At 65.3% G+C, this 21,539-nt stretch carries 21 protein-coding genes; 9 read left to right on the top strand and 12 right to left on the bottom strand.

Annotated elements, in window-relative coordinates; all coding sequences use genetic code 11:
• Window positions 1-33 precede the first annotated feature (33 nt).
• Entirely contained in the window at window positions 34-1,203 is a 1,170-nt protein-coding gene (locus P5W98_RS12925; RefSeq protein ID WP_421024867.1) for a methyltransferase, read from the top strand.
• 159 nt (window positions 1,204-1,362) lie between these two features.
• On the opposite strand, the gene P5W98_RS12920 is transcribed toward P5W98_RS12925, so the two are convergent.
• On the bottom strand, window positions 1,363-1,683 hold the full coding sequence (locus tag P5W98_RS12920; RefSeq protein ID WP_421024866.1) for a DNA-binding protein: 321 nt from the start codon (window positions 1,681-1,683) through the stop codon (window positions 1,363-1,365).
• Between the two features lie 388 nt (window positions 1,684-2,071).
• Here P5W98_RS12920 and P5W98_RS12915 point away from each other — a divergent pair, with 388 nt between their 5' ends.
• Complete coding sequence (locus tag P5W98_RS12915) at window positions 2,072-2,941, top strand: class I SAM-dependent methyltransferase (protein WP_421024865.1); 870 nt, start codon at window positions 2,072-2,074, stop codon at window positions 2,939-2,941.
• A 41-nt stretch (window positions 2,942-2,982) separates the two neighbouring features.
• Here the strand turns inward: P5W98_RS12915 and P5W98_RS12910 are convergent, their stop codons facing one another.
• A complete protein-coding gene (locus P5W98_RS12910; RefSeq protein ID WP_421024864.1) occupies window positions 2,983-3,573 on the bottom strand; it encodes a DUF1415 domain-containing protein in 591 nt (196 codons plus the stop codon).
• A gap of 20 nt (window positions 3,574-3,593) precedes the next feature.
• Window positions 3,594-4,268, bottom strand: a complete 675-nt coding sequence (locus tag P5W98_RS12905; RefSeq protein ID WP_421024863.1) for a TetR/AcrR family transcriptional regulator — start codon at window positions 4,266-4,268, stop codon at window positions 3,594-3,596.
• 163 nt (window positions 4,269-4,431) lie between these two features.
• On the opposite strand from P5W98_RS12905, the gene P5W98_RS12900 reads away from it, so the two are divergent.
• The 3 genes from P5W98_RS12900 (at window position 4,432) to P5W98_RS12890 (ending at window position 7,912) form a co-directional block, all read left to right on the top strand.
• A complete protein-coding gene (locus P5W98_RS12900; protein ID WP_421024862.1) occupies window positions 4,432-5,715 on the top strand; it encodes an MFS transporter in 1,284 nt (427 codons plus the stop codon).
• A 121-nt stretch (window positions 5,716-5,836) separates the two neighbouring features.
• Window positions 5,837-6,439, top strand: a complete 603-nt coding sequence (locus P5W98_RS12895; RefSeq protein ID WP_421024861.1) for a nitroreductase family protein — start codon at window positions 5,837-5,839, stop codon at window positions 6,437-6,439.
• A 210-nt stretch (window positions 6,440-6,649) separates the two neighbouring features.
• Window positions 6,650-7,912 carry an Hsp70 family protein gene (locus tag P5W98_RS12890; protein ID WP_421024860.1) on the top strand — a complete coding sequence of 421 codons (1,263 nt, stop codon included), beginning with the start codon at window positions 6,650-6,652 and terminating at the stop codon, window positions 7,910-7,912.
• A 156-nt stretch (window positions 7,913-8,068) separates the two neighbouring features.
• Here P5W98_RS12890 and P5W98_RS12885 read toward each other — a convergent pair whose 3' ends face one another.
• On the bottom strand, window positions 8,069-8,272 hold the full coding sequence (locus tag P5W98_RS12885) for a cold-shock protein (protein ID WP_027797379.1): 204 nt from the start codon (window positions 8,270-8,272) through the stop codon (window positions 8,069-8,071).
• 431 nt (window positions 8,273-8,703) lie between these two features.
• On the opposite strand from P5W98_RS12885, the gene P5W98_RS12880 reads away from it, so the two are divergent.
• The gene (locus P5W98_RS12880) at window positions 8,704-10,299 is read left to right on the top strand and encodes an APC family permease (RefSeq protein ID WP_421024859.1); all 1,596 of its coding nucleotides are present in this window, start codon (window positions 8,704-8,706) and stop codon (window positions 10,297-10,299) included.
• An 84-nt stretch (window positions 10,300-10,383) separates the two neighbouring features.
• Here the strand turns inward: P5W98_RS12880 and P5W98_RS12875 are convergent, their stop codons facing one another.
• The 7 genes from P5W98_RS12875 to P5W98_RS12845 all read right to left on the bottom strand — a co-directional run bounded on the left by P5W98_RS12875 (window position 10,384) and on the right by P5W98_RS12845 (window position 16,641).
• Window positions 10,384-11,178, bottom strand: a complete 795-nt coding sequence (locus P5W98_RS12875; RefSeq protein ID WP_421024858.1) for a DODA-type extradiol aromatic ring-opening family dioxygenase — start codon at window positions 11,176-11,178, stop codon at window positions 10,384-10,386.
• Between the two features lie 133 nt (window positions 11,179-11,311).
• Window positions 11,312-11,926 carry a UbiX family flavin prenyltransferase gene (locus tag P5W98_RS12870; RefSeq protein ID WP_421024857.1) on the bottom strand — a complete coding sequence of 205 codons (615 nt, stop codon included), beginning with the start codon at window positions 11,924-11,926 and terminating at the stop codon, window positions 11,312-11,314.
• A 94-nt stretch (window positions 11,927-12,020) separates the two neighbouring features.
• Window positions 12,021-12,332, bottom strand: a complete 312-nt coding sequence (gene grxD, locus P5W98_RS12865) for a Grx4 family monothiol glutaredoxin (protein ID WP_035531579.1) — start codon at window positions 12,330-12,332, stop codon at window positions 12,021-12,023.
• 110 nt (window positions 12,333-12,442) lie between these two features.
• Window positions 12,443-13,291: a peptide chain release factor N(5)-glutamine methyltransferase gene (gene prmC, locus P5W98_RS12860; RefSeq protein WP_421024856.1), complete on the bottom strand. Its 849-nt coding sequence runs from the start codon at window positions 13,289-13,291 to the stop codon at window positions 12,443-12,445.
• Between the two features lie 13 nt (window positions 13,292-13,304).
• Window positions 13,305-14,387 (bottom strand): peptide chain release factor 1, encoded by a 1,083-nt coding sequence (gene prfA / locus P5W98_RS12855; protein WP_035531573.1) that lies wholly within the window; start codon window positions 14,385-14,387, stop codon window positions 13,305-13,307.
• A 109-nt stretch (window positions 14,388-14,496) separates the two neighbouring features.
• Window positions 14,497-15,867, bottom strand: coding sequence for a glutamyl-tRNA reductase (gene hemA / locus P5W98_RS12850; RefSeq protein WP_421024855.1), 1,371 nt, complete (start codon window positions 15,865-15,867; stop codon window positions 14,497-14,499).
• Between the two features lie 27 nt (window positions 15,868-15,894).
• The gene (locus P5W98_RS12845) at window positions 15,895-16,641 is read right to left on the bottom strand and encodes a response regulator transcription factor (RefSeq protein WP_421024854.1); all 747 of its coding nucleotides are present in this window, start codon (window positions 16,639-16,641) and stop codon (window positions 15,895-15,897) included.
• A gap of 195 nt (window positions 16,642-16,836) precedes the next feature.
• Between P5W98_RS12845 and P5W98_RS12840 the strand changes: the two genes are divergently transcribed.
• The 3 genes from P5W98_RS12840 to P5W98_RS12830 all read left to right on the top strand — a co-directional run bounded on the left by P5W98_RS12840 (window position 16,837) and on the right by P5W98_RS12830 (window position 19,733).
• Complete coding sequence (locus P5W98_RS12840; protein ID WP_421024853.1) at window positions 16,837-17,100, top strand: hypothetical protein; 264 nt, start codon at window positions 16,837-16,839, stop codon at window positions 17,098-17,100.
• A 129-nt stretch (window positions 17,101-17,229) separates the two neighbouring features.
• Window positions 17,230-19,044 carry an aminopeptidase P family protein gene (locus P5W98_RS12835; protein WP_421024852.1) on the top strand — a complete coding sequence of 605 codons (1,815 nt, stop codon included), beginning with the start codon at window positions 17,230-17,232 and terminating at the stop codon, window positions 19,042-19,044.
• Between the two features lie 65 nt (window positions 19,045-19,109).
• Complete coding sequence (locus tag P5W98_RS12830) at window positions 19,110-19,733, top strand: HAD family hydrolase (RefSeq protein ID WP_421024851.1); 624 nt, start codon at window positions 19,110-19,112, stop codon at window positions 19,731-19,733.
• A 122-nt stretch (window positions 19,734-19,855) separates the two neighbouring features.
• Here P5W98_RS12830 and ettA read toward each other — a convergent pair whose 3' ends face one another.
• Window positions 19,856-21,520, bottom strand: a complete 1,665-nt coding sequence (gene ettA / locus P5W98_RS12825) for an energy-dependent translational throttle protein EttA (protein ID WP_421024850.1) — start codon at window positions 21,518-21,520, stop codon at window positions 19,856-19,858.
• Window positions 21,521-21,539 lie beyond the last annotated feature (19 nt).

The raw sequence follows: 21,539 nt of genomic DNA, 5'->3' as shown, positions 1-21,539 counted from the left end.
CCGTCATGGCGGGCCGTCAAGCATTCGAATCCTATGACCGACTTTCCCACCTTGAGCTGGCCTGACACCGATGGCCCGCGCACCGTCCGCTGGCGTTCGGAGGCTGGCGTGCCGGCGCCGAAGCGCGTTGTGGTTGCCGACGACAGCACCACGGCCGACGCAGCCTATCGTCTTGCCTGCGAAGGCACCGCGCTGCTATGGCGCGGCGACTACCAGAATGCGCGGCAGCTCCTGCAGGCCATGGCGCGCCGCGCCGAACGTACTGCGGGCAAGCCGCGCAAGGGCTCCGCTGCGCCGAAGCCGGCGGCCACGCCGCTCGAAGCGTTTCATTTGCACCGTCAGGCGCAGGCGCAGCGCGCACGCACGCTTGGCATGATGCTGCTTCCGCTCGAAGGCGACTATTCGATTCCGCTGCGCCGCGCGCCCGACGTCAGGCTCGCGTGCGAGCAGGCATGGGGTGCGCCTGACGGCGAGCCGTCGGTGGTGTCGCTGCGCGAGGTGCTCGGCTTGATCGGCGCATACGAGTGGCGCAAGAAGGGCGTGGAGATTCCCGCGCTGGGGGGCGCGCGCATTCACCCGTACTACGGCGTTTTTTCGCCGGTGCGCGGCGAGTATCTCGATCTGGTCGCGCGCGTGCCGTTGCCGTTGCCGTCGCTCGAGCGGGCATTCGACATCGGCACGGGTACGGGCGTGATTGCCGCCGTGCTGGCTGCGCGCGGCGTGACGCAGGTGATCGCCACCGATCAGGATGCCCGGGCGCTCGCTTGCGCGCGAGAGAATCTTGCCCAGCTTGGCTACGGCGATCGTGTGGAAGTCGTCGAGGCCGACCTGTTCCCGCCGGGTCGCGCGCCGCTCGTGGTCTGCAATCCGCCCTGGGTGCCGGCGCGGCCGGCGTCGCCGATCGAATACGCGGTGTTCGATCCGGACAGCCGCATGCTGCGCGGCTTTCTCGCAGGTTTGAAGGATCATCTGGAGCCGGGCGGCGAGGGCTGGCTGATCCTCTCCGATTTTGCCGAGCATCTTGGCTTGCGCACACGCGAGGCGTTGATGGAGATGATCGCGCAGGCCGGTCTCGAGGTGGCCGGGCGCGAAGACATCCGGCCGCGCCATCCCAAGGCGAGCGATCCCGCCGATCCGCTACATCGGGCGCGCGCGGCGGAAATTACATCGCTGTGGCGACTGAAGGTGAGTGCGGGGTCGTAAAGGTCGGCGCGGGCAAACCGGGCAAGCCCGCCGCGTGCCGATTCGGACATCAAAAGAAAGGTGGCCCGGCGTGGTGCCGGGCCTGGTTGCGGCAGGCGGTAGTGCCTGCCCGAATGCTGTTTCAGCGGCGGCTGGCCAAGGCCTGCCGCGCCAGGTTGGCTAACCTGGATAGGCCTCGTCGACTCTCAGGCCGGCCAGCTTGAAGATCACCCTGAGCGTTTGCGGCTTGATGTCCCTGCGTGCCGCCAGAGCGGACATCACGAAATCGAGCACTTTGGCGTACTTCAGCAGGATCAGGCAGTTCTCGAGATCCGCCGCGCCATCGCGCATTTCCTCGGCAAGCCGCAGCATCTCGACTGAGATATCGCGGGCCATTTCCAGTTCCAGTTGCTGCTTTTCCGTCCACTCGGGCACTTCTACGAGCTTGGCAAGCAGCGCCTGAAATTTTTGCTCCGCATTACCGTCCGGTATCGTGTTCATTGCATGCCCCATGCAGGGTCGCGCAGCACCGTGCGTCATCGCGCAGCGGGGTCTGCGCCGTACCTGTGTCATCGCTTCCTGTGAACCCGGAGCGATCTCCCATGCGCGCATTCCCGGTCCTTGGCCGGTGAGTCGCGCCCCAAATTGGTCCTTTGTGGACGGCGGCGGTTCGGCGCTGCCGCGTCTCTTTTAATCAACCCCTCCCTGCCGTCCGGACGTGGGTCAGCGATCCGGACGCAACAACCTTCCAACTGTGGGGCTATCGGGCCGTCCCCTCTGGTCCGCAGCCTCTTTGAGCTTTTTCCGTAAAATGTCAGATCTACTCACCGCGTTCCGTCGCCTGCCGCACGTTTCGTGGCAATTGACGCCTCTCTTTTGTGCCGACCCGATGTCAAGCAAGACTTACGAAATCCGTCCGAACCAGTCGATCGAACTCCTGAAGGAGCTTCATATCCTGACACGCGACGGCAAGATGAACCAGGACAGCCGCCGCAAGCTGAAGCAGGTCTATCACCTGTTCCAGTTCATCGAGCCGCTGCTCAAGGACCTCAAGCAGGATGGCCGCGACGTTACGCTCGTCGACCACGGCGCGGGCAAGTCGTACCTGGGTTTTATCCTGTATGACCTCTTTTTCAAGGAGCTGCACGACAACTCGCGCATCTTCGGCATCGAGACGCGCGACGAGCTGGTGCAGCGTTCTCGCGAACTCGCGCAGCGGCTCGGCTTTCCCGGTATGTCGTTTCTCAATCTTTCGGTGGCCGATTCAATTACTTCCACGCAGCTGCCGCCGACGGTCGACATCGTCACGGCATTGCACGCGTGCGATACCGCCACCGACGACGCCCTGCGCTTCGCGCTCAAGAAGCACGCGCGCTATATCGTCGTGGTGCCGTGCTGCCAGGCCGAAGTGGCGGGCGTGCTGCGCCGGAACAAAGGCAAGTCACTGGGTCAGGCGCTCACCGAAATCTGGCGCCATCCGCTGCATACGCGCGAGTTCGGCAGCCAGATCACCAATGTGCTGCGTTGCCTGCAACTGGAGGCGCATGGTTATCAGGTGAGCGTGACGGAACTGGTGGGCTGGGAGCACTCGATGAAGAACGAGCTCATCATCGCGCAGTACAAGAATCTGCCGCGACGCCGTCCTTCGGAGCGGCTCAACGAGATTCTCGACACCTTCGGGCTTGCGGAGCTGCGCGAGCGCTATTTCGTCGATGGCGCCGATGCGGGCGAGCCGGCTGGCGTGTCGAGCGCCGGGTAGTACATTGACCGCCCCTTAACCGCTCAAGCGGGCGGCGCGGTTCAATCTTCGTTGCGCTTCGCCATCCACGCGCGCCAGCCTTCGAGGCCGAGGCGCCGCAGCGTTTCCTGATTGCGTTCGTAGATGTCGGCGGCGTCGGGAAATGCGTCCACGGCGCGCTCGATGCTGGCCTCGCGCAACAGGTGCAGGATTGGATACGGCGCGCGGTTCGTGTAGTTCTCGATGTCATCGGGCTCGGTGCCCTCGAACCGATAGTCGGGATGGAAGCTCGCGATCTGCAGCGTACCTTCAAGACGCAGCTGCGCGAGCAGCATGTCGGCGAAGTGCAGCGCGTCGTTGTAGTCGAGGAAGTCGGCGAATGCATGCGGGAGGATTAGCAGGGTCGTGTCGAGCTGCTCGGGCGCGGCATCCGCAAGCGTGCGCAGTTCGGTTTCCAGGTCGGCCAGCACGCCTTCCAGATCGGTCGCCTCGCTGATCGCGTAGCGGATCTGGCCCTTCACATGCACGCTTTTCGCGAACGGGCAGAGGTTCAGGCCGATCACGGCGCGCGTCAGCCAGTGGCGGGTGGCGGTGAGAATTTCGGCGTTTTCGGGCTGGGCGCCCGTGGAGCGGGGAGCGGGGGTATCGGTCATGGCGGCATTCTACTGGCGTGTCAGCGGGACCCGTGCGGCGGGCGACACGCCGCGTCGATCAGCAACTTCGCCATGCGCGGTGCGGCGAGGATCGGCCCGCAGCCAGGTCCGTAGGTCTGGCTTGCCGCGTAGACGCCTTCGATCAGCAGCGCGAGTTCGTCGGCGAGCGCCGCGGGGTCGGCCGCGTTGGCGGCGTGCGCGAGTTCGTTCAGCCGCGCGATCAGCTTCAACTTGTTGCCGGCCACGCTCTGCCGTGCCGGATGCATGGCGTCCGGAAACTCCGCCGAGACGTTGACGAACGGGCAGCCACGGTAATCGGCCGCGGAGGCGCGCTGGGCGAGATCCTCGAAATACTGGACCAATTGCTTCGCGGGATCGCCGGGATGCTTCGCGATGCTCGCATCGAAGCGCTCGAAGAAGCGCTCGTCGCAGCGCTTCAGATACGCGACCACCAGATCGTCCTTCGACGAGAACTGCCGGTACAGGCTCATCTTGTTCACGCCCGCGCGTTCGACCACGGCTTCGATGCCAACCGCGCGCACGCCTTCCCGATAGAACAATTCGTCCGCCGCGCGCAGCAGATGCTCCTGGGCTCGCGGCCCGGCCGTCTGGGTGCGGGTGCGGCCCGCGCGCGGCGCGCCGGGCGTGGCGGAGGCGGTTGGAGCAGCATCTTCACGCTTGGGCTGGTTGGACATTTTAGGCATCTCGTCATCGGAGTTACGCTTGACATGTTACCGAGCGGTCACTACTATCGCAACACACTTGTGACCGACCGGTAACAATCGGCGCGACCCACAGGCGAGCAGGCAGACAAAAATGTCAACGAAGCTGGCTCCAGACGGAGCAAGAGGAGCATCGATGAACTGGGCAGCGAGGATGGTCGGCGGACGTTTCCACTATGGATGGATCGTCGTGGCGGTGGTGTTTCTCGTGTTGCTGGCGGCGGCCGGCACGCGCGCGACGCCGAGCGTGATGATGGTGCCGCTCGAGCACCAATTCGGCTGGAGCCGCGCGACGATCTCGCTGGCGATTTCGATAAACATCGCGCTGTACGGGCTCATGGGGCCGTTCGCAGCGGCAGCGATGCAGCGCTTCGGCGTGCGGCCCACGCTGCTGGCGGCGCTCGGCACGATGGCGGCGGGCGTGGCGCTTTCCGCGCTGATGACGCATCCGTGGCAGATGATTCTGATCTGGGGCGTGATGGTGGGCGGCGCGACAGGCGTGGCGGCGCTCTCGCTTTCGGCGACCGTGGTGACGCGCTGGTTCACCACTCATCGCGGCCTCGCGATGGGCGTGCTCACCGCGAGCTCGGCCACTGGACAACTCGTGTTCCTGCCTTTTCTCGCGGCGATTGCGCAAAAGCACGGCTGGCAGCCCGTGGTGCTGGTGGTTGCGGTGGCGGCCGCCGTCGTGCTGCCGCTCGTGGCGTTCCTCTTGCCGGAGCGGCCGGCCAGCATGCAGCTGCGCCCGTACGGCGAGCCGCATGACGCGCCTGTCGTGCCGCCGGCGCCGCAACAAAATCCGATCAAGCTCGCGTTCGGCGCTCTCACGTCGGCTAGCCGCACGCGCGACTTCTGGCTGCTCTTTTTCAGCTTCTTCATCTGCGGTGCGAGCACGAACGGCTATGTCGGCACGCACCTCATCGCGATGTGCGGCGACTATGGCATGACGGAAGTGCAGGGCGCTTCGCTGCTCGCGACGATGGGCATCTTCGATCTTTTCGGCACCACGCTTTCGGGCTGGCTCTCCGATCGATTCAACGCCCGCGTGCTGCTGTTCTGGTACTACGGGTTGCGCGGCCTGTCGCTCATTTATCTGCCGCACGCTTTCGGCATCGACTTCTTTGGACTGCCGATCTTCGCCGTGTTCTACGGGCTCGACTGGATCGCGACCGTGCCGCCGACCGTGCGTCTTGCCACCGATGTCTACGGCAAGGAGCGCGCGCCGATCATCTTTGGCTGGGTGGTCGCCGGCCACCAGCTGGGTGCGGCGTTCGCGGCCTTCGGCGCGGGGCTGCTGCGCTCGAGCCTCGGCACGTACACAGTGGCCTCGATGATCTCGGGCGGCCTGTGCCTGATCGCTTCGTTTCTCGTGCTGCGCATCAATCGCGGACCGCGGGCGGTCGGGGTGCAGACGGCTTGAGTGGCGCAACCGGTTGAAGTACACCGAACCCCCCAACTTTTTTGCCTGAGCGCGTTTCACTGGGCGCAGGTATGCTGTTGGCCTCGGGCGAGCGCCCTCAACCCTCAAGGACAGACAAGGCATGACGAAGCACAAACCCGCACCGACAGCCGTGCCCATCCACGAACTGATCGCCGGCCGCTGGAGCCCGCGTGCGTATTCGAGCGAGCCGGTTTCGCGCGAGGCGCTGCACGCCGTGATCGAGGCCGCGCGTTGGGCGCCGTCGGGCTACAACTTGCAGCCGTGGCGCTTCATCGTATTCGACCGCTCGGCCGATGAAGTCGCGTTCAAGCGCGCTTTCTCGACGCTCGTGCCGTTCAACCAGCAATGGAACGCGCCCGCGCCGATCCTGATCGCGGTGACGGCGCAGACGCTCAACGCGAAGGGCGAGGTGAACCGCACGGCGCAGTATGACGCGGGTGCGGCGGCCATGTCGCTGGTGCTCCAGGCCCACGCGCTGGGACTGGCCGCGCACCAGATGAGCGGCTTCGACGTGAACGCATTCCGCAAGGAGTTCGCGCTGCCGAACGACGTGGAGCCGCTCGCGTTCATCTCGATCGGCCATTACGGCGACGCCGAGAAGCTCGACCCGGTGCTGCGCGACCGCGAAAAGGCGGAGCGCACGCGCTCGGCGGTGGGCGAGATCGCCTACGCGAATGCCTGGAAGCAGCCCTTCAAGGGATGATGCGGCCCGAGGCGTAGCGTAGGCCACCGCCCGGCGCAGCAAGGGCGGCAGCGAAAAAAACAGCAGTGAACGAAACGCGCGGCGCAGCCCGCGCGTTTTTTCTTGCGGGGACGCATCACCGCCCTTCGGTTGCCCCGTGCCGCGCTTTCGTGATACAAAGCCGGTCCTCCCAGCCTTCCTCCTTGCGCGCGCCCGCTGCGCGTCATTGCCATGACCCCGTTTTGCGCAATCGACTTCGGTACTTCCAATTCGGCCGTGGCGTTGCCAGGCGCCATGCCCGGCGACGCCATGCGCCTCGCGCCTGTTGAGGGCGCGCATACCACGCTGCCCACCTCGGTGTTCTTCAATATCGACGAGCACACGCGCGAATTCGGCCGCGCGGCGCTGACCTCGTATATCGATGGCTTCGACGGGCGCCTCATGCGCTCGATGAAGAGCATCCTCGGCTCCCCGCTCGCGGAGAGCACGACCGATCTCGGCGACGGCAGCGCGATTCGCTACACGGAAATCATCGCGATTTTTCTGGAGCACCTGAAGCGCAGCGCCGAGCGTTGTGCGGGGGCGCCCATTACGCGCGCAGTGCTGGGCCGCCCGGTATTTTTCGTCGACGAAGACCCGCGCGCCGACCAGCTCGCGCAGGACCAGCTCGAAGCGGCGGCGCGTGCAGTGGGCTTTACGGAGATCGAGTTCCAGTACGAGCCGATTGCGGCGGCGTTCGACTACGAGTCGCGCCTGACCGAAGAGGGCTTGGTGCTGGTGGCGGACATCGGCGGCGGCACCTCGGATTTTTCTCTCGTGCGCGTCGGGCCGCAGCGCATGACGCAACTCGAGCGCAAAGGCGACGTGCTCGCCCACCACGGCGTGCACGTCGCCGGCACGGATTTCGACCGCCGCGTGGAGCTCGCGACGATCCTGCGCGAACTCGGCTATCAGTCGCTCGACCCGGAGGGCCGCGAGGTGCCTAACCGCGTCTATTTCGATCTCGCGACCTGGCATCTCATCAACACGGTCTATCCGCCCAAGCGGATGACCGAGCTCAAGCTCATGCGTCACCTCTATGGCAACAGCGTGCACCACGACCGCCTGATGCGCGTGGTCGAGTGGCGTCTGGGCCATGCGCTGATGGCGCATGCGGAAGAGGCGAAGATCGGGGTGTCGGCGGGCGGGGAGACGATGATCGATCTGGAGCAGGTGGAAGCCGATCTGCGCCTCGCATTCGACGACGTGCAGCTGATCGATGCCGGCCGCGAGGAAACGCGCCGAATCGTGCAGGCCGCGCGCGATACCGTGCAGGCGGCCGGCGTGGCGTCGGGCGCGGTCAACGCGCTCTATTTCACGGGCGGCTCCACCGGCCTGCTGTTCCTGACTCAGGCGCTCGCCGAGGCCTTCCCGCAGGCGCAGCCCGTGTTCGGCGACCGCCTCGCCAGCGTGGCGACGGGGCTGGGCATCCACGCGCAGCGCCTGTTCGGCTGAATCGCGCGGTGGCAGCGCACTGGCGTTTCACCGCGAAATTCATCGACAAAACGACCAGGCAACAAAAAACCCCACTTTCCAGAGGAAGCGTGGGGTTTTTCGGTAAGCTTGCTGGTCAGGGCTAGAGGTTGGAGCCCCGACACTCAGAGCGGGTACTTAGACCGGCTTGATGTTTGCAGCTTGCTTGCCCTTAGGGCCCGTACGGACTTCGAATTGAACCTTTTGGTTCTCTTGCAGCGTCTTGAAGCCGTCGACCTTGATTTCCGAGAAGTGCGCGAACAGATCTTCGCCGCCGCCGTCCGGGGTGATAAAGCCAAAGCCCTTAGCGTCATTGAACCACTTGACGGTACCGGTTTCCATAATACTTTCCTAAAAATGAATGAAGGCCGAGGCCAAAGAGGTGCACGAAAATCAAGGAAGGGGTATGGGACCAGCCGGAGTACCGTTGATGGGCGAACTACGAAAGACCTATTCACACTCGCCGCTTGAAATCCTGCTCGGACTTTATACGGCTAATTGGCAGCAAGGTCAACCAGGGTCCAGGCTAATTCGACATATTTTTACGCCGGGGTCGAAACGAAGCCTTACAAAGCTTGCTAAGTGACTGTTTTTTTTGTAGGGCCGTAGAGATTTCCGAGGCGTTTTTCTGGTGCAACCGTTAAACTACGCGCCGCGAATGGGTTGCGCTTAAAGGTGCAATCCAGTCGTACGCAGGTGCGACCGCTGTCGAAACCCGCCCGCACAACAGACGGGACAAGCGGCGTCGAACTGCTCTTGAAACAGGAGAAGACGTGAAAAGTTCAATTCAACGGAACATCGGCCCGTTCGCGCTGATGTTTACCGGCCTCGGGTCGATCATCGGTTCGGGCTGGCTGTTCGGCGCGTGGAAGGCAGCCAAGATTGCCGGTCCCGCCGCCATTTGTGCCTGGATCATCGGCGCCGTGGTCATTCTGGCGATTGCACTCACCTACGCCGAGCTTGGCGCGATGTTCCCCGAATCGGGCGGCATGGTGCGCTATGCGCGCTACTCGCACGGCGCGCTGGTGGGCTTCATCAGCGCCTGGGCCAACTGGATCGCCATTGTCTCGGTGATTCCGATCGAAGCCGAGGCCTCGATCCAGTACATGAGCACCTGGCCCTATCCATGGGCGCACGCGCTGTTCGTGAACGGTGAGCTGACCTCATCGGGCTTGTTCCTCTCCGCGCTGCTCGTGATCATTTACTTCATGCTCAACTACTGGGGCGTGAAGCTCTTCGCGCGCGCCAACAGCGCCATCACGATCTTCAAGTTCATCATTCCGGGTCTCACGATCGCGGGCCTGATGGCGACCGGCTTCCACCACGAGAACTTCGGCCAGTCGACCGACTTCGCGCCGTATGGCTGGTCGGCGGTGTTCACGGCCGTGGCAACCAGCGGCATCGTGTTCGCGTTCAACGGCTTCCAGAGCCCGATCAACCTCGCCGGTGAGGCACGCAACCCTTCGAAGAGCGTGCCGTTCGCGGTGATCGGCTCGATCCTCTGCGCGCTCGTGATCTATGTGCTGCTGCAGGTTGCCTATATCGGCGCGGTCAGCCCGGACGACGTGATGAAGGGTTGGAACACCTTCAACTTCAAGTCGCCGTTCGCTGAACTCGCGATTGCGCTGAACCTGAACTGGCTCGCGATCCTGCTCTACGTGGACGCGTTCGTGAGCCCGAGCGGCACCGGCACGACCTACATGGCCACGACCTCGCGCATGATCTACGCGATGGAGCGCAACGGCACGATGCCCAAGATGTTCGGCAACGTGCACCCGTTCTACGGCGTGCCGCGTCAGGCGATGTGGTTCAACCTGCTCGTCTCGTTCATCTTCATGTTCTTCTTCCGCGGCTGGAGCTCGCTCGCGGCGGTGATCTCGGTGGCGACCGTCATTTCGTATCTCACCGGCCCGATCGCGCTGATGGCGCTCAAGCGCGCTGCTCCGGAGCTCCAGCGTCCGCTTTCCGTGCCGTTCATGAAGGTCATCGCGCCGTTCGCGTTCGTGTGCGCGTCGATGATCCTGTACTGGGCGAAGTGGCCGCTGACCGGCGAAATCATCCTTCTGATGATCGTCGCGCTGCCGGTGTACTTCTACTATCAGGGCAAGACGGGCTTCGACGGCTGGGGCCAGGATCTGAAGGCCGCATGGTGGCTGTGCGCATACCTGCCGGCGATGGCACTCCTGTCGCTGATCGGCAGCAAGCAGTTCGGCGGCCTCAACGTCCTGCCCTATGGCTGGGACATGCTGGTGGTCGCGATCGTCTCGCTCGGCTTCTACTACTGGGGCGTGAACTCGGGTTATCGCACGCCGTACCTGAAGGAGCGTGACGAGCACGATGAAGTGCTCGAGGGCATCGGCGCGCACTAAGCGTATTGCGCGATGCAAGACCCACACAAGGCCCGCCTGAAGCGATTCAGGCGGGCCTTGTTGCTTGATGCGGCGGCACTGACGCTACTGGACGGCCGATCCGAATACGTAGTTCGTCATCGCGAGCGCGCGCTGATAGGTGCCGAGCGACTGGACGCCCAGTGTGTAGTCGTCATCGGCGGCGCCGAGCGCGGCGAAGACTGGCAGCAGATGCTCATCGGTCGGGTGCATGAGCACTGCATGCGGCGCCTGATTGCGGTAATCGAGCAGGGCGTCGATGTCGCGCGCGGCGAGGCGCGCTTCGAACCAGTCGGTGAATTCGGTCACGCGCGGATCGGCGTCTTCGGGGCGCGCCGAGAAGTCCGCCGCGCGCAGGTTGTGCGTGATCTGGCCGGAGCCAATCACCATCACGCCTTCATCACGCAGTTCCCGCAGGGCGCGGCCGAGCGCGAAGTGGTGAGCGGCGTCGGCGTGCGGCTGGATCGAGAGCTGCGCGACGGGCACGTCGGCATCGGGGAACATCAGCAACATGGGCACCCAGGCGCCGTGATCGAGGCCGTGCACCTCTTCGTCCACGGGGACACCCCGTGCACGCAGCAGCGCCGCCGCACGCTGCGCGGTCTCGGGCGCGCCGGGCGCGGGGTACTGGATCTCGTAGAGCGCGCGCGGAAAGCCATAAAAGTCGTGGATGGTTTCGGGTCGCTGGGCCGTGCTCACGACGGGCTTGAGCGTGTTCCAGTGCGCGGAGAGTATCAACACGGACTTCGGACGCGGCAGATGTTGCGCGAGCGTCGTAAAGCCGCCGGACGGCAGCGACGGGTCGATCGGCAGCGTGGGCGCGCCGTGCGAGAGGAATAAGGTAGGCGTACGGGTGGTCATGATCGCTGGCCGCGCGCAGCGGCCGGAAAGTGTCGAATTACGATCAATATAAGACTCAACCCGCGCGAATTAAACGGGGCGAAAGGGAATTGATTGTGTCGCCCATGTTGATAATCGACGAGGCGGGCGAAAATCAGTCCGCAGCGCCGCGCAAGCCGGGCCAGGCCGGCGAGAGCGCCGGGCCTAGCGCGAACAGATCGAGCACGCGCGCGACCGTGTGATCGACCATTTCGTCGATGCTGGCAGGCTGGTTGTAGAACGCCGGCAGCGGCGGAAAGATCACGCCGCCCATCTCGGTCACGGCGGTCATGTTGCGCAGATGCGCGAGATTGAGCGGCGTCTCGCGCACGAGCAGCACGAGGCGTCGGCGCTCCTTGAGCGTGACGTCGGCGGCGCGGGCGATCAGGTTGTCGGAGAGGCCGTGCGCGATGCTCGCGAGCGTCTTCATCGAGCAGGGCGCGACGATCATGCCGTCGGTCGCGAACGAGCCCGAGGCAATCGTGGCGCCCACGTCGCGCACCGAATGCACGACATCGGCGCGGGCGTGGAGGTCGTCTTTCGTGAGCTGCAGCTCGTGCTGGATGTTGAGCCAGCCGGCCGACGAAATCAGCAGATGCGTTTCGACGCCGCCAAGACGGCGCAGTGTGTCAAGCATGCGCACGCCGTAGATCGCGCCCGTGGCGCCCGTGATCGCGACGATCAGGCGGCGGGAGGGCGGGGCAATAGATGCAGTAGGCGTGGGGTTCACGAAAGGCGGGGCGCGAGAAAACGCGAAGGCGGGGCCAGCGATGGGAGCAAACAAGGCGGCGGGCTTGCGCCGCGCCGCCTCGCTTCAAACGGCTTTACGCCGCGGTGAACAGCTGCTGCAGTTCGCCGTTCTGGTACATCTCCATCATGATGTCCGAACCGCCGATGAATTCGCCCTTCACATAAAGCTGCGGAATGGTCGGCCAGTTCGAGAATTCCTTGATGCCCTGGCGGACTTCGTCGTCCTCGAGCACGTTGACGGTCTTGAACTGCTCGACGCCGCAGGCTTTCAGGATCTGCACTGCGCGGCCGGAGAAGCCGCACATCGGAAACTGCGCGTTGCCCTTCATGAAGAGGACGACGGCGTTTTCGTCGACGATCTGCTTGATGCGCTGTTGGGTGTCCATGTCTGACCTTGGGATAAATGGGTGCTGAAAACAATGAGTGCAGAACGAAATGATAGCGGATTTCGCCTGCGCGGGCCGGGCATGCCCTGGCGCGTATTGCCCGATCGCGGCTAGTTCACGAGGCGTGCGCCGCTGATGCGTTCGATGCCAGCCAGATCGGCTTGTGAGTGAACATCGGCGAAACCTTGCGCTTCGAGCAGCGCACGCACCGCCGCCGCCTGATCGTAGCCGTGCTCCATCCAAAGCACGCCGCCCGGCGCGAGGTGCGCCGGCGCGCCGGCGACGATCGTGCGCAGCGCCGTGAGGCCGTCGGCTTCGTCGGTGAGGGCGCCGCGCGGCTCGAAGCGCAGGTCGCCTTGCGCGAGATGCGGGTCGCCGCTCGCGATATAGGGCGGATTGCTCACGATGACATCGAAGCGCAATGCAGGATCGAGCGCGTCGTACCAGCTGGCGGCCACGAAGGTGAGCGCGCCGCCCGGGCGCCGGGCGGCGAGCAGCTTCGCGGCGTTGCGCGCGGCCACGTCGAGCGCGGCCTGCGAGCGGTCGACGGCCCACACGCGCGCATCGGGCCGCGCCGAGGCGATGGTCACCGCGATCGCGCCGCTGCCCGTGCCCAGATCGAGCACGCGCGGCTGCGCGAGACCTTCCATGGCGGCCAGGGCCGTTTCCACGAGCAGCTCGGTTTCGGGGCGCGGAATCAGCACGTCGGGCGTGACGTCGAAGTTCAGGCCGTAGAACTCGCGCGCGCCCACGATCTGCGCGATGGGTTCGCCCTGAACGCGGCGCGCTTCGAGTGCGCGATAAGCGTCGATCTGCGCGGCTTCGAGTGGACGCTCGCCGCGCGTGATCAGCTCCGTGCGGCGCCAGCCGAGCACGTGCATGAGCAGCACGCGCGTCTCGAGCGCGGCGAGGGGCGAGGCGCGCAGCAGGGCATCGGCGGTGACTATTGGTTCGCTCACGATAAACGCGCGCTCAATCGGCGTCGCCGAGCGAGGCCAGCTGCTCGGCCTGATGCTCGGAAACCAGTGCGCCGATCAGCTCGTCGAGATCGCCGTCCATGATTGCTTCGAGACGATAGAGTGTCAGGTTGATGCGGTGATCGGTGAGGCGCCCTTGCGGAAAGTTGTAGGTGCGGATGCGCTCCGAGCGGTCGCCCGAGCCCACGAGGCTCTTGCGCGTGGCCGCTTCCTTCGCGTGCTGCTCCTGGTATTGCTTGTCCTTGATGCGCGCCGCGAGCACCTTGAGCGCGCGGTCCTTGTTCTTGTGCTGCGAGCGGTCGTCCTGGCACTCGACCACGATGCCGGTCGGCAGGTGCGTCACGCGCACGGCCGAATCCGTCTTGTTGATGTGCTGACCGCCCGCGCCGGAGGCGCGGAACGTGTCGATGCGCAGATCGGCGGGATTGATCTCGACCTCGCCGATCTCGTCGGCTTCGGGCATCACCGCGACCGTGCACGCCGAGGTGTGGATGCGGCCCTGCGTTTCGGTGGCCGGCACGCGTTGCACGCGATGCCCGCCCGACTCGAACTTGAGCTTCGAATAGGCGGCTTCGCCCGCGATGCGCACGATCACTTCCTTGTAGCCGCCGAGGTCCGACTCGCTCGCCGACATCATCTCGATCTGCCAGCGATTGCGTTCCGCGTAGCGCAGGTACATGCGCAGCAGGTCGCCCGCGAACAGCGCCGACTCGTCGCCGCCCGTGCCCGCGCGGATTTCGAGGAAGACGTTACGATCGTCGTTGGGGTCCTTCGGCAGGAGCATCATCTGCAGCTCGTGCTGCAATCGCGCCATGCGCTCGCGTGCGGCTTTCACCTCGTCTTCGGCGAAGTCGCGCATCGATGCATCGGCGAGCAGCTCTTTCGCGGCCGCTTCGTCGGCGAGCGCAGCCCGCCATTGTGCGTAATGCTCGACCACCGGCCCCAATTCCGCGTGCTCGCGTGTGAGCTTGCGGTACTGGTCGCGGTTCGACGTCACGTCGGGACGGCTCAACAGGTCGTTCAGCTCGGCCAGGCGGGTAGTCAGCTGGTCGAGCTTCGATTGCATGCTCGTTTTCATCGGGCGGTGCGGAGCGGGCTCCGGAAAGGACTGCGGGAAAGGGGCGGCGGGCCGGGGGCCCAGGCTTCGGGATGCATGCCGCGCGAGGCGCGGCGGGCGGCGAGAGCCGCTAACGGCCGGAAGCGTCTTCCGGGGCGTCGGACGCGTTCGCGGTGTTCGAATCTGCGGCTTCGGACGATGATGCAGCATCACCGCTCCTGGCGGGCTGGCCATGGCGGTAGAAGCCGCTCATCAACTCGATGAGCGAATCGCGGTTTTCGCCGCTCGACGTGTTGAGCGCGTGCGTCGGGCCGTGAATCAGCTTGTTGGTGAGCGACTGCGACAGCGCTTCGAGCACGGCCGCGGGGTCGTCGCCGCGCGCGAGCAGCTTGCGCGCGCGCTCGAGTTCGGCGCGGCGCAGGGCGTCGGCCTGGGTGTGCATGTGGCGGATGACCGGCACGATGCTGCGCGTGTCGAGCCACTGCATGAAGTTCGCGACGCGCGTTTCGATGATGGTCTCGGCCTGCGCCACGGCGGCCTGGCGCGAGGCGTTGCCTTCGCGCACGATCGTGCCGAGGTCGTCGACGGTATAGAGGAACACGTCTTCGAGCTCGCCGACTTCGGGTTCGATGTCGCGCGGCACCGCGAGGTCGACCATGAAGATCGGTCGATGGCGGCGCGCCTTCACGGCACGCTCGACGGCGCCCAGGCCGATGATCGGCAGCGTGGACGCCGTGCACGAGACGATGATGTCAAACTCGTGCATGCGCGCGGGCAGGTCCGAGAGCGGAATTGCATGACCGCCGAAGCGTTCGGCGACAGTGCGCCCGCGTTCGGCGGTGCGGTTCGCCACCACGAGTTCGCGCGGCTGCTGCGCGGCGAAGTGCGCGGCGCACAGTTCGATCATCTCGCCCGCGCCGATGAACAGCACGCGCTGGTTGGCGATCTTGTCGAAGATGCGCTGCGCGAGGCGCACGGCGGCGGCGGCGAGCGAAACCGACTGCGCGCCGATCTCGGTCGTGCTGCGCACTTCCTTGGCTACCGCGAAGGTGCGCTGGAACAGCTGGTTCAAATAGGTGCCGAGCGCGCCGGCCTCGGTGGCGGTGCGCACCGCGGTCTTCATCTGGCCGACGATCTGCGTTTCGCCGAGCACCATCGAATCGAGCCCCGACGCCACTCGGAACGCATGGCGCACGGCCTCGGACTGCGGCAGCGTGTAGACGTGGGGCGCGAGTTCCTCGGTGCGGATGCCGTGGTAGTGCGAGAGCCATTCCACAGCGGAATCGCGCGAGCTTTGCGCGTCGGTCGCGCAATAGAGTTCTGTGCGGTTGCAGGTGGAGAGGATGGCGGCTTCGGGGGCGTTCAGGCTGCGCCGCCCGCCGGACCACGCGTCCTTGAACATCGCGAGGGCCGGTTTGATCTGTTCGAGCGGAAACGCCACGCGTTCGCGCAAGGCGACGGGCGCGGTGTGGTGATTGATTCCGATCGTTAGAAGCTGCATACCGTGGGGCGAAGATTTTGCCGGATATTATAACTTTTCCGGGCTTCTGACATTCGCGTCGGCAAAGTCAGCGTCCTCCTCGTTTGTTATAGGTAACCGCTCAAGCTGGTAGCCGTAACCATACAACGTTGTCAGACGCCAGCCGTGTTCGGGTCCGAGCTGCAATTTGCTGCGCAGCCGCGAAGCATGCGTATCGAGCGTGCGCGACCGAACGTCGCGGTTCAGATTCCAGACGGTTTCAAGAATGCGCGCCCGGGAAACGGGGCGCGATGCGTTGGTGAACAGCAGCAGCGCGAAGCGGAACTCCTTCGGCGTGAGCGTGACGGTCTGGCCCCTGAACGACACTTCGTAGCGCGCGGAGTCGAACAGATAATCGCCGAAGCCATGGCGCGCGCGATTGCGCGGACGGCGCACGCCCGCACGGCGCAGCAAGGCGTCGATGCGCGCGAGCATTTCGGGACCGCGCACGGGCTTGGCGATGCAGTCGTCGGCGCCCGCTTGCAGGCTCGCGACGATTTCGCTTTCGTGCGGAGAAGCCATCAGCACGATGGCGGGCAGGCCAGGCAGCAGACGGCGCGCGCGCGGGATGAGTTCGTCGCCGCCGAGGTCGCCGCACCATGAAGCGGCCATCAGCAGATCGAAGGCGTCATCTTCGAGCGCTTCGACGAGCGGAGCGCTCTGGGGAAAGTGCCGGCACGCATGGCCGCCCGAAATGAGCAATCGCTCGATGATTTCGGCCTGGCGCGCATCGGGTTCGACAAGTGCAATTCGCATAGGGGAGTCCAGCCGCCGAGGGCTGGGTGCGCTTGCCTTGCGCCATCCCGCCCCCTACACTCAACCGCTACGCGGGAAGCGCCGAGTCGACCGTTTCCAGTAAAAATACTGTTGTTAATGAGGCACAAGAATGCTATCCGCCGCGTCGTCACTGTCCTATCGGACTCTTCTGAAAATTCTTAGGATTGGGCTCTGATGGGCTGGGCAGGCATCGTCGTGCTCAGTCTTGTCGTCGGCTTCGCGGGGTGGTTTTTGCATCCGCTGCGGCGGGTGTCCGGGCCCTCGGGCAGCGGGCTCGCACTCGCCGTCGCGGCGGCGCTCGCGGGCGCCGCGCTGGCGAAGGCGGCGGGGCGCGCCACCGGACTCTTCTATGATGGCGAACTGCTCGAATGGCCGGTTTGCACGGCTGTCGCGGTTGTCCTTGTGGCTGGGCTGGTCGCGCTGCGCGCGCGGCGCTAACCTGCCGCTCATCCGTCGCTAACGGAGCATCAAGGTCGTACCAAGCCGAAATACCCGCCAGAATGACCCACCGTCTTCGCAATAGAGCGCTCTCACAAGGCGCGCTTCTCTTACTCGCAGGTGAAAAACATGAACGCCCGACTTCCCGAAACGTCCACGATTCCCGAACGCATCGCCGCACTGCGCGCCGCGATGGCGAGCGCGGGCGTCGACGCCGCGCTGGTGCCGTCCGCTGACCCGCACCTCTCCGAATACCTGCCGCGCCGCTGGCAGGGGCGCGAATGGCTCTCGGGCTTCACGGGTTCGGTGGGCACGCTCGTTGTGACGAAGGATTTCGCGGGCGTGTGGGTGGACAGCCGCTACTGGGTGCAAGCCGAGCAGCAACTCGCGGGCACGGGCATCCAGCTCATGAAGATGATGGGCGGCCAACAGAGCGCGCCGCACATCGACTGGCTCGCGCAGACCGTGCCGGCTGGCGGCACGGTCGCGGTGGACGGCGCGGTGCTTGGCGTGGCGTCGGCGCGCGCGCTGGCCGAAGCGCTCGACGCACGCGGCGTGAAGCTGCGCACCGATCTCGACCTGCTCGACGCTGTCTGGAGCGGTCGTCCTTCGCTGCCGCTAGAACCGGTCTACGAGCACGTCGCGCCGCATGCGGACGCGCAGCGCGCGGGCAAGCTCGCTCAGGTGCGCGCCGCGATGCAGGACAAGGGCGCGCAGTGGCATTTCATTTCGACGCTCGATGACCTCGCGTGGCTCTTCAACCTGCGCGGCGCCGACGTGAACTACAACCCCGTGTTCGTCGCGCACGCGCTGATCGGGCCCGATCGGGCGACGCTGTTCGTCGCCGATGGCAAGGTGCCGGCCGAGCTCGCACAATCGCTCGCGCGCGACAACGTGCGCGTCGCGCCCTACGCGCACGCCGCCGATGCGCTGGCGGCGCTGCCCGCGGGCGAATCGTTGCTGATCGACCCGCGCCGCGTGACGTTCGGGCTGCTGCAGGCGGTGTCCTCGGCAGTGAAGCGCGTGGAGGCGATCAACCCGAGTACGTTCTTCAAGTCGCGCAAGACCGCCGCCGAAGCCGAGCACGTGCGCGCGACGATGGAGCAGGACGGCGCCGCGCTCGCCGAATTCTTCGCGTGGTTCGAGGCGGCGCTGGGCCGCGAGACCATCACCGAGCTCACCATCGACGAAAAGCTCACCGCCGCGCGTCAGCGCCGGCCGGGCTTCGTTTCGCTCTCGTTCGCCACGATTGCGGGCTTCAACGCAAACGGCGCGATGCCGCACTACCGCGCCACGCCCGAGTCGCACAGCGTGATCGAAGGCAACGGCCTGCTCCTGATCGACTCGGGCGGCCAGTACCTGGATGGCACGACTGACATCACGCGCGTGGTGCCCATCGGCACGCCGAGCGCCGAGCAAAAGCGCGACTTCACGATCGTGCTCAAGGGCACGATGGCGCTCTCGCGCGCGCAGTTTCCGCGCGGCATCCGCTCGCCGATGCTCGACGCGATCGCGCGCGCGCCGATCTGGGAAGCGGGCGCCGACTACGGCCACGGCACGGGCCACGGCGTGGGCTATTTCCTGAACGTGCACGAAGGCCCGCAGGTCATCTCGCACTACGCGCCGGCCGAGCCGTGGACCGCGATGGAGGAAGGCATGATCACCTCGGTCGAGCCGGGCCTCTACCGGCCGGGCAAGTGGGGCGTGCGCATCGAGAACCTCGTCTTGAACCAGAGCGCCGGGACCACCGAATTCGGCGATTTCCTGAAGTTCGAAACGCTCACGCTGTGCCCGATCGACACGCGCTGCATCGACCTCACGCTCCTGCGCGATGACGAGCGCGAGTGGCTCAACGCATATCACCAAACGGTGCGCGCGCGCATCGCGCCGCATGTTTCGGGCGACGCGCTCGCGTGGCTCGAAAGGCGCACGCAGCCGATCTGATCGGCGACACCATCACGTGGAAGTCAGGCGGAAATCACGCGGAATTCAACCCGGAGCGCAAAGGCATGGCAATCAAGGCAGTGGTGTTCGACTTCGGCGGGGTGCTGGTGGACTGGAGCCCCGAGTATCTATACCGCAAGCTGATTCCCGACGATGACGAACGCCGCTGGTTTCTCACCCACGTTTGCGCGATGGACTGGGTGGTGCGCCAGGACGGCGGCGAGCCGATCGCCGCAGGCACCGAAGCGCTCGTCGCGCGATTTCCGGGGCACGAAGCGCTCATTCGCGCGTTCTATGAGCGCTGGCACGAGATGATCGGCGGGCTGCTCGAAGGCGGCGTGGCGACCTTCGAGCGGCTGGAAGCGGCCAACGTGCCGATCTTCGGGCTCACGAACTGGTCGGCGGAGACGTTTCCGTGGGCGTGGGAGCGCTTCGGCATTCTGCGGCGCTGCCGCGATATCGTCGTCTCGGGGCGCGTGAAGCTCGTGAAGCCCGATCCGGCGATCTTCCACGAAATGTTCCGCCGCATCGAGGTGCAGTTGCCGGGCGTAACGGCCGGCGAACTCGTCTTCATCGACGACAATGCGCACAACATCGAGGCCGCCACCGCGCTTGGCTGGCACGGCGTGCATCACACGAGCAGCTCGACCACCGACGCGAAGCTGCGCGAACTCGGCCTGCCGGTCTGATTGAGTCCGATTAGGTCTGATGGAGTCTGGTTGCTCGCGCACCAGCAAAAACGGCAGCCCGAGGGCTGCCGTTTGCGTTTTCAGGAGGGCGGCGTTGAAATGCTTGCGCCGACCGGACCTGCTTAGCGGCTGATCGGCTTGTAGCGCAGACGCTTCGGACGCGCCGCCTCTTCGCCGAGGCGCTTGATCTTGTCGGCCTCGTACTCCTGATAGTTGCCGTCGAAGAAGGTGACCTGCGAGTCGCCTTCGAACGCGAGGATGTGCGTGGCGATACGGTCGAGGAACCAGCGATCGTGCGAGATCACCATCACCGAGCCCGCGAATTCGAGCAAGGCGTCTTCGAGCGCGCGCAGCGTTTCGACGTCGAGGTCGTTCGACGGTTCGTCGAGCAGCAGGACGTTGCCGCCCGAAATCAGCGTCTTCGCGAGATGCAGACGGCCGCGCTCGCCACCCGAGAGGTTGCCGACGATCTTCTGCTGGTCGCCGCCCTTGAAGTTGAAGCGGCCGATGTAGGCGCGCGACGGCGTTTCGTACTTGCCCACCGTGAGCACGTCCGCGCCACCCGAGATTTCCTCGAACACGGTCTTGTCGGAAGCCAGCGCGTCGCGGCTCTGGTCCACGTAGGCGAGCTTGACGGTCGGGCCTTGCACGATTTCTCCCGAATCCGGCTGCTCCTTGCCCGTGAGCATGCGGAACAGCGTCGACTTGCCGGCGCCGTTCGGCCCGATGATGCCGACGATCGCGCCTGCCGGAATCTTGAAGCTGAGGTTATCGATGAGCAGCCGGTCGCCGTAAGATTTGCTGACGTTCTTGAACTCGATGACTTCGTTGCCCAGACGCTCGCCCGCCGGAATGAAGATTTCCTGCGTTTCGTTGCGCTTCTGGTAATCCGCGCTCGACAGTTCCTCGAAACGCGCGATACGCGCCTTCGACTTCGCCTGACGGCCCTTGGGGTTCTGGCGCACCCACTCCAGTTCCTTCTTGATGGCCTTCTGGCGCGCCGATTCCGACGCTTCTTCCTGCTTCAGGCGCTCTTCCTTCTGGTCGAGCCAGCTCGAGTAGTTGCCCTTCCAGGGAATGCCGTGGCCGCGGTCGAGCTCGAGAATCCACTCGGCGGCGTTGTCGAGGAAGTAGCGGTCGTGGGTCACGGCGACCACGGTGCCGGGGAAGCGCGTGAGGAACTGCTCGAGCCATTCGACCGATTCGGCGTCGAGGTGGTTGGTCGGCTCGTCGAGCAGCAGCATGTCGGGCTTTTCGAGCAGCAGCTTGCACAGCGCCACGCGGCGCTTCTCGCCGCCCGAGAGATTGCCGATCTTCGCGTCCCATGCCGGCAGGCGCAGTGCGTCGGCGGCGATTTCGATCTGCTGCTCCGCGCTGCCGTCGGTGGTCGCGAGGATCGCCTCGTACTTCGCCTGCTCGGCGGCGAGCGCGTCGAAGTCGGCGTCCGGCTCCGCGTAGGCGGCGTAGATCTCGTCGAGCTTCTTCTGCGCGTTGAACACGTCGCCCAGACCTTCCTCGACCGCTTCGCGCACGGTCTTTTCCGGATCGAGCTGCGGCTCCTGCGGCAGATAGCCGATGTTGAGGTTGGGCATCGGCGTGGCTTCGCCTTCGATGTCCTTGTCGACGCCGGCCATGATCTTGATGAGCGTGGACTTGCCCGAGCCGTTCAGGCCGAGCAGGCCAATTTTCGCGCCGGGGAAGAACGACAGCGAGATGTCCTTCAGGATCTGGCGCTTGGGCGGCACGATCTTGCCGACCCGGTTCATGGTGAAGACGTATTGGGCCATGGGAGTGTCTTTGGAAACG

It is taken from the genome of Paraburkholderia sp. A1BS-2L, from assembly GCF_051125205.1.
Taxonomy (GTDB): Bacteria; Pseudomonadota; Gammaproteobacteria; order Burkholderiales; family Burkholderiaceae; genus Paraburkholderia.
This window is presented reverse-complemented; position numbering and strand designations above follow the sequence as displayed.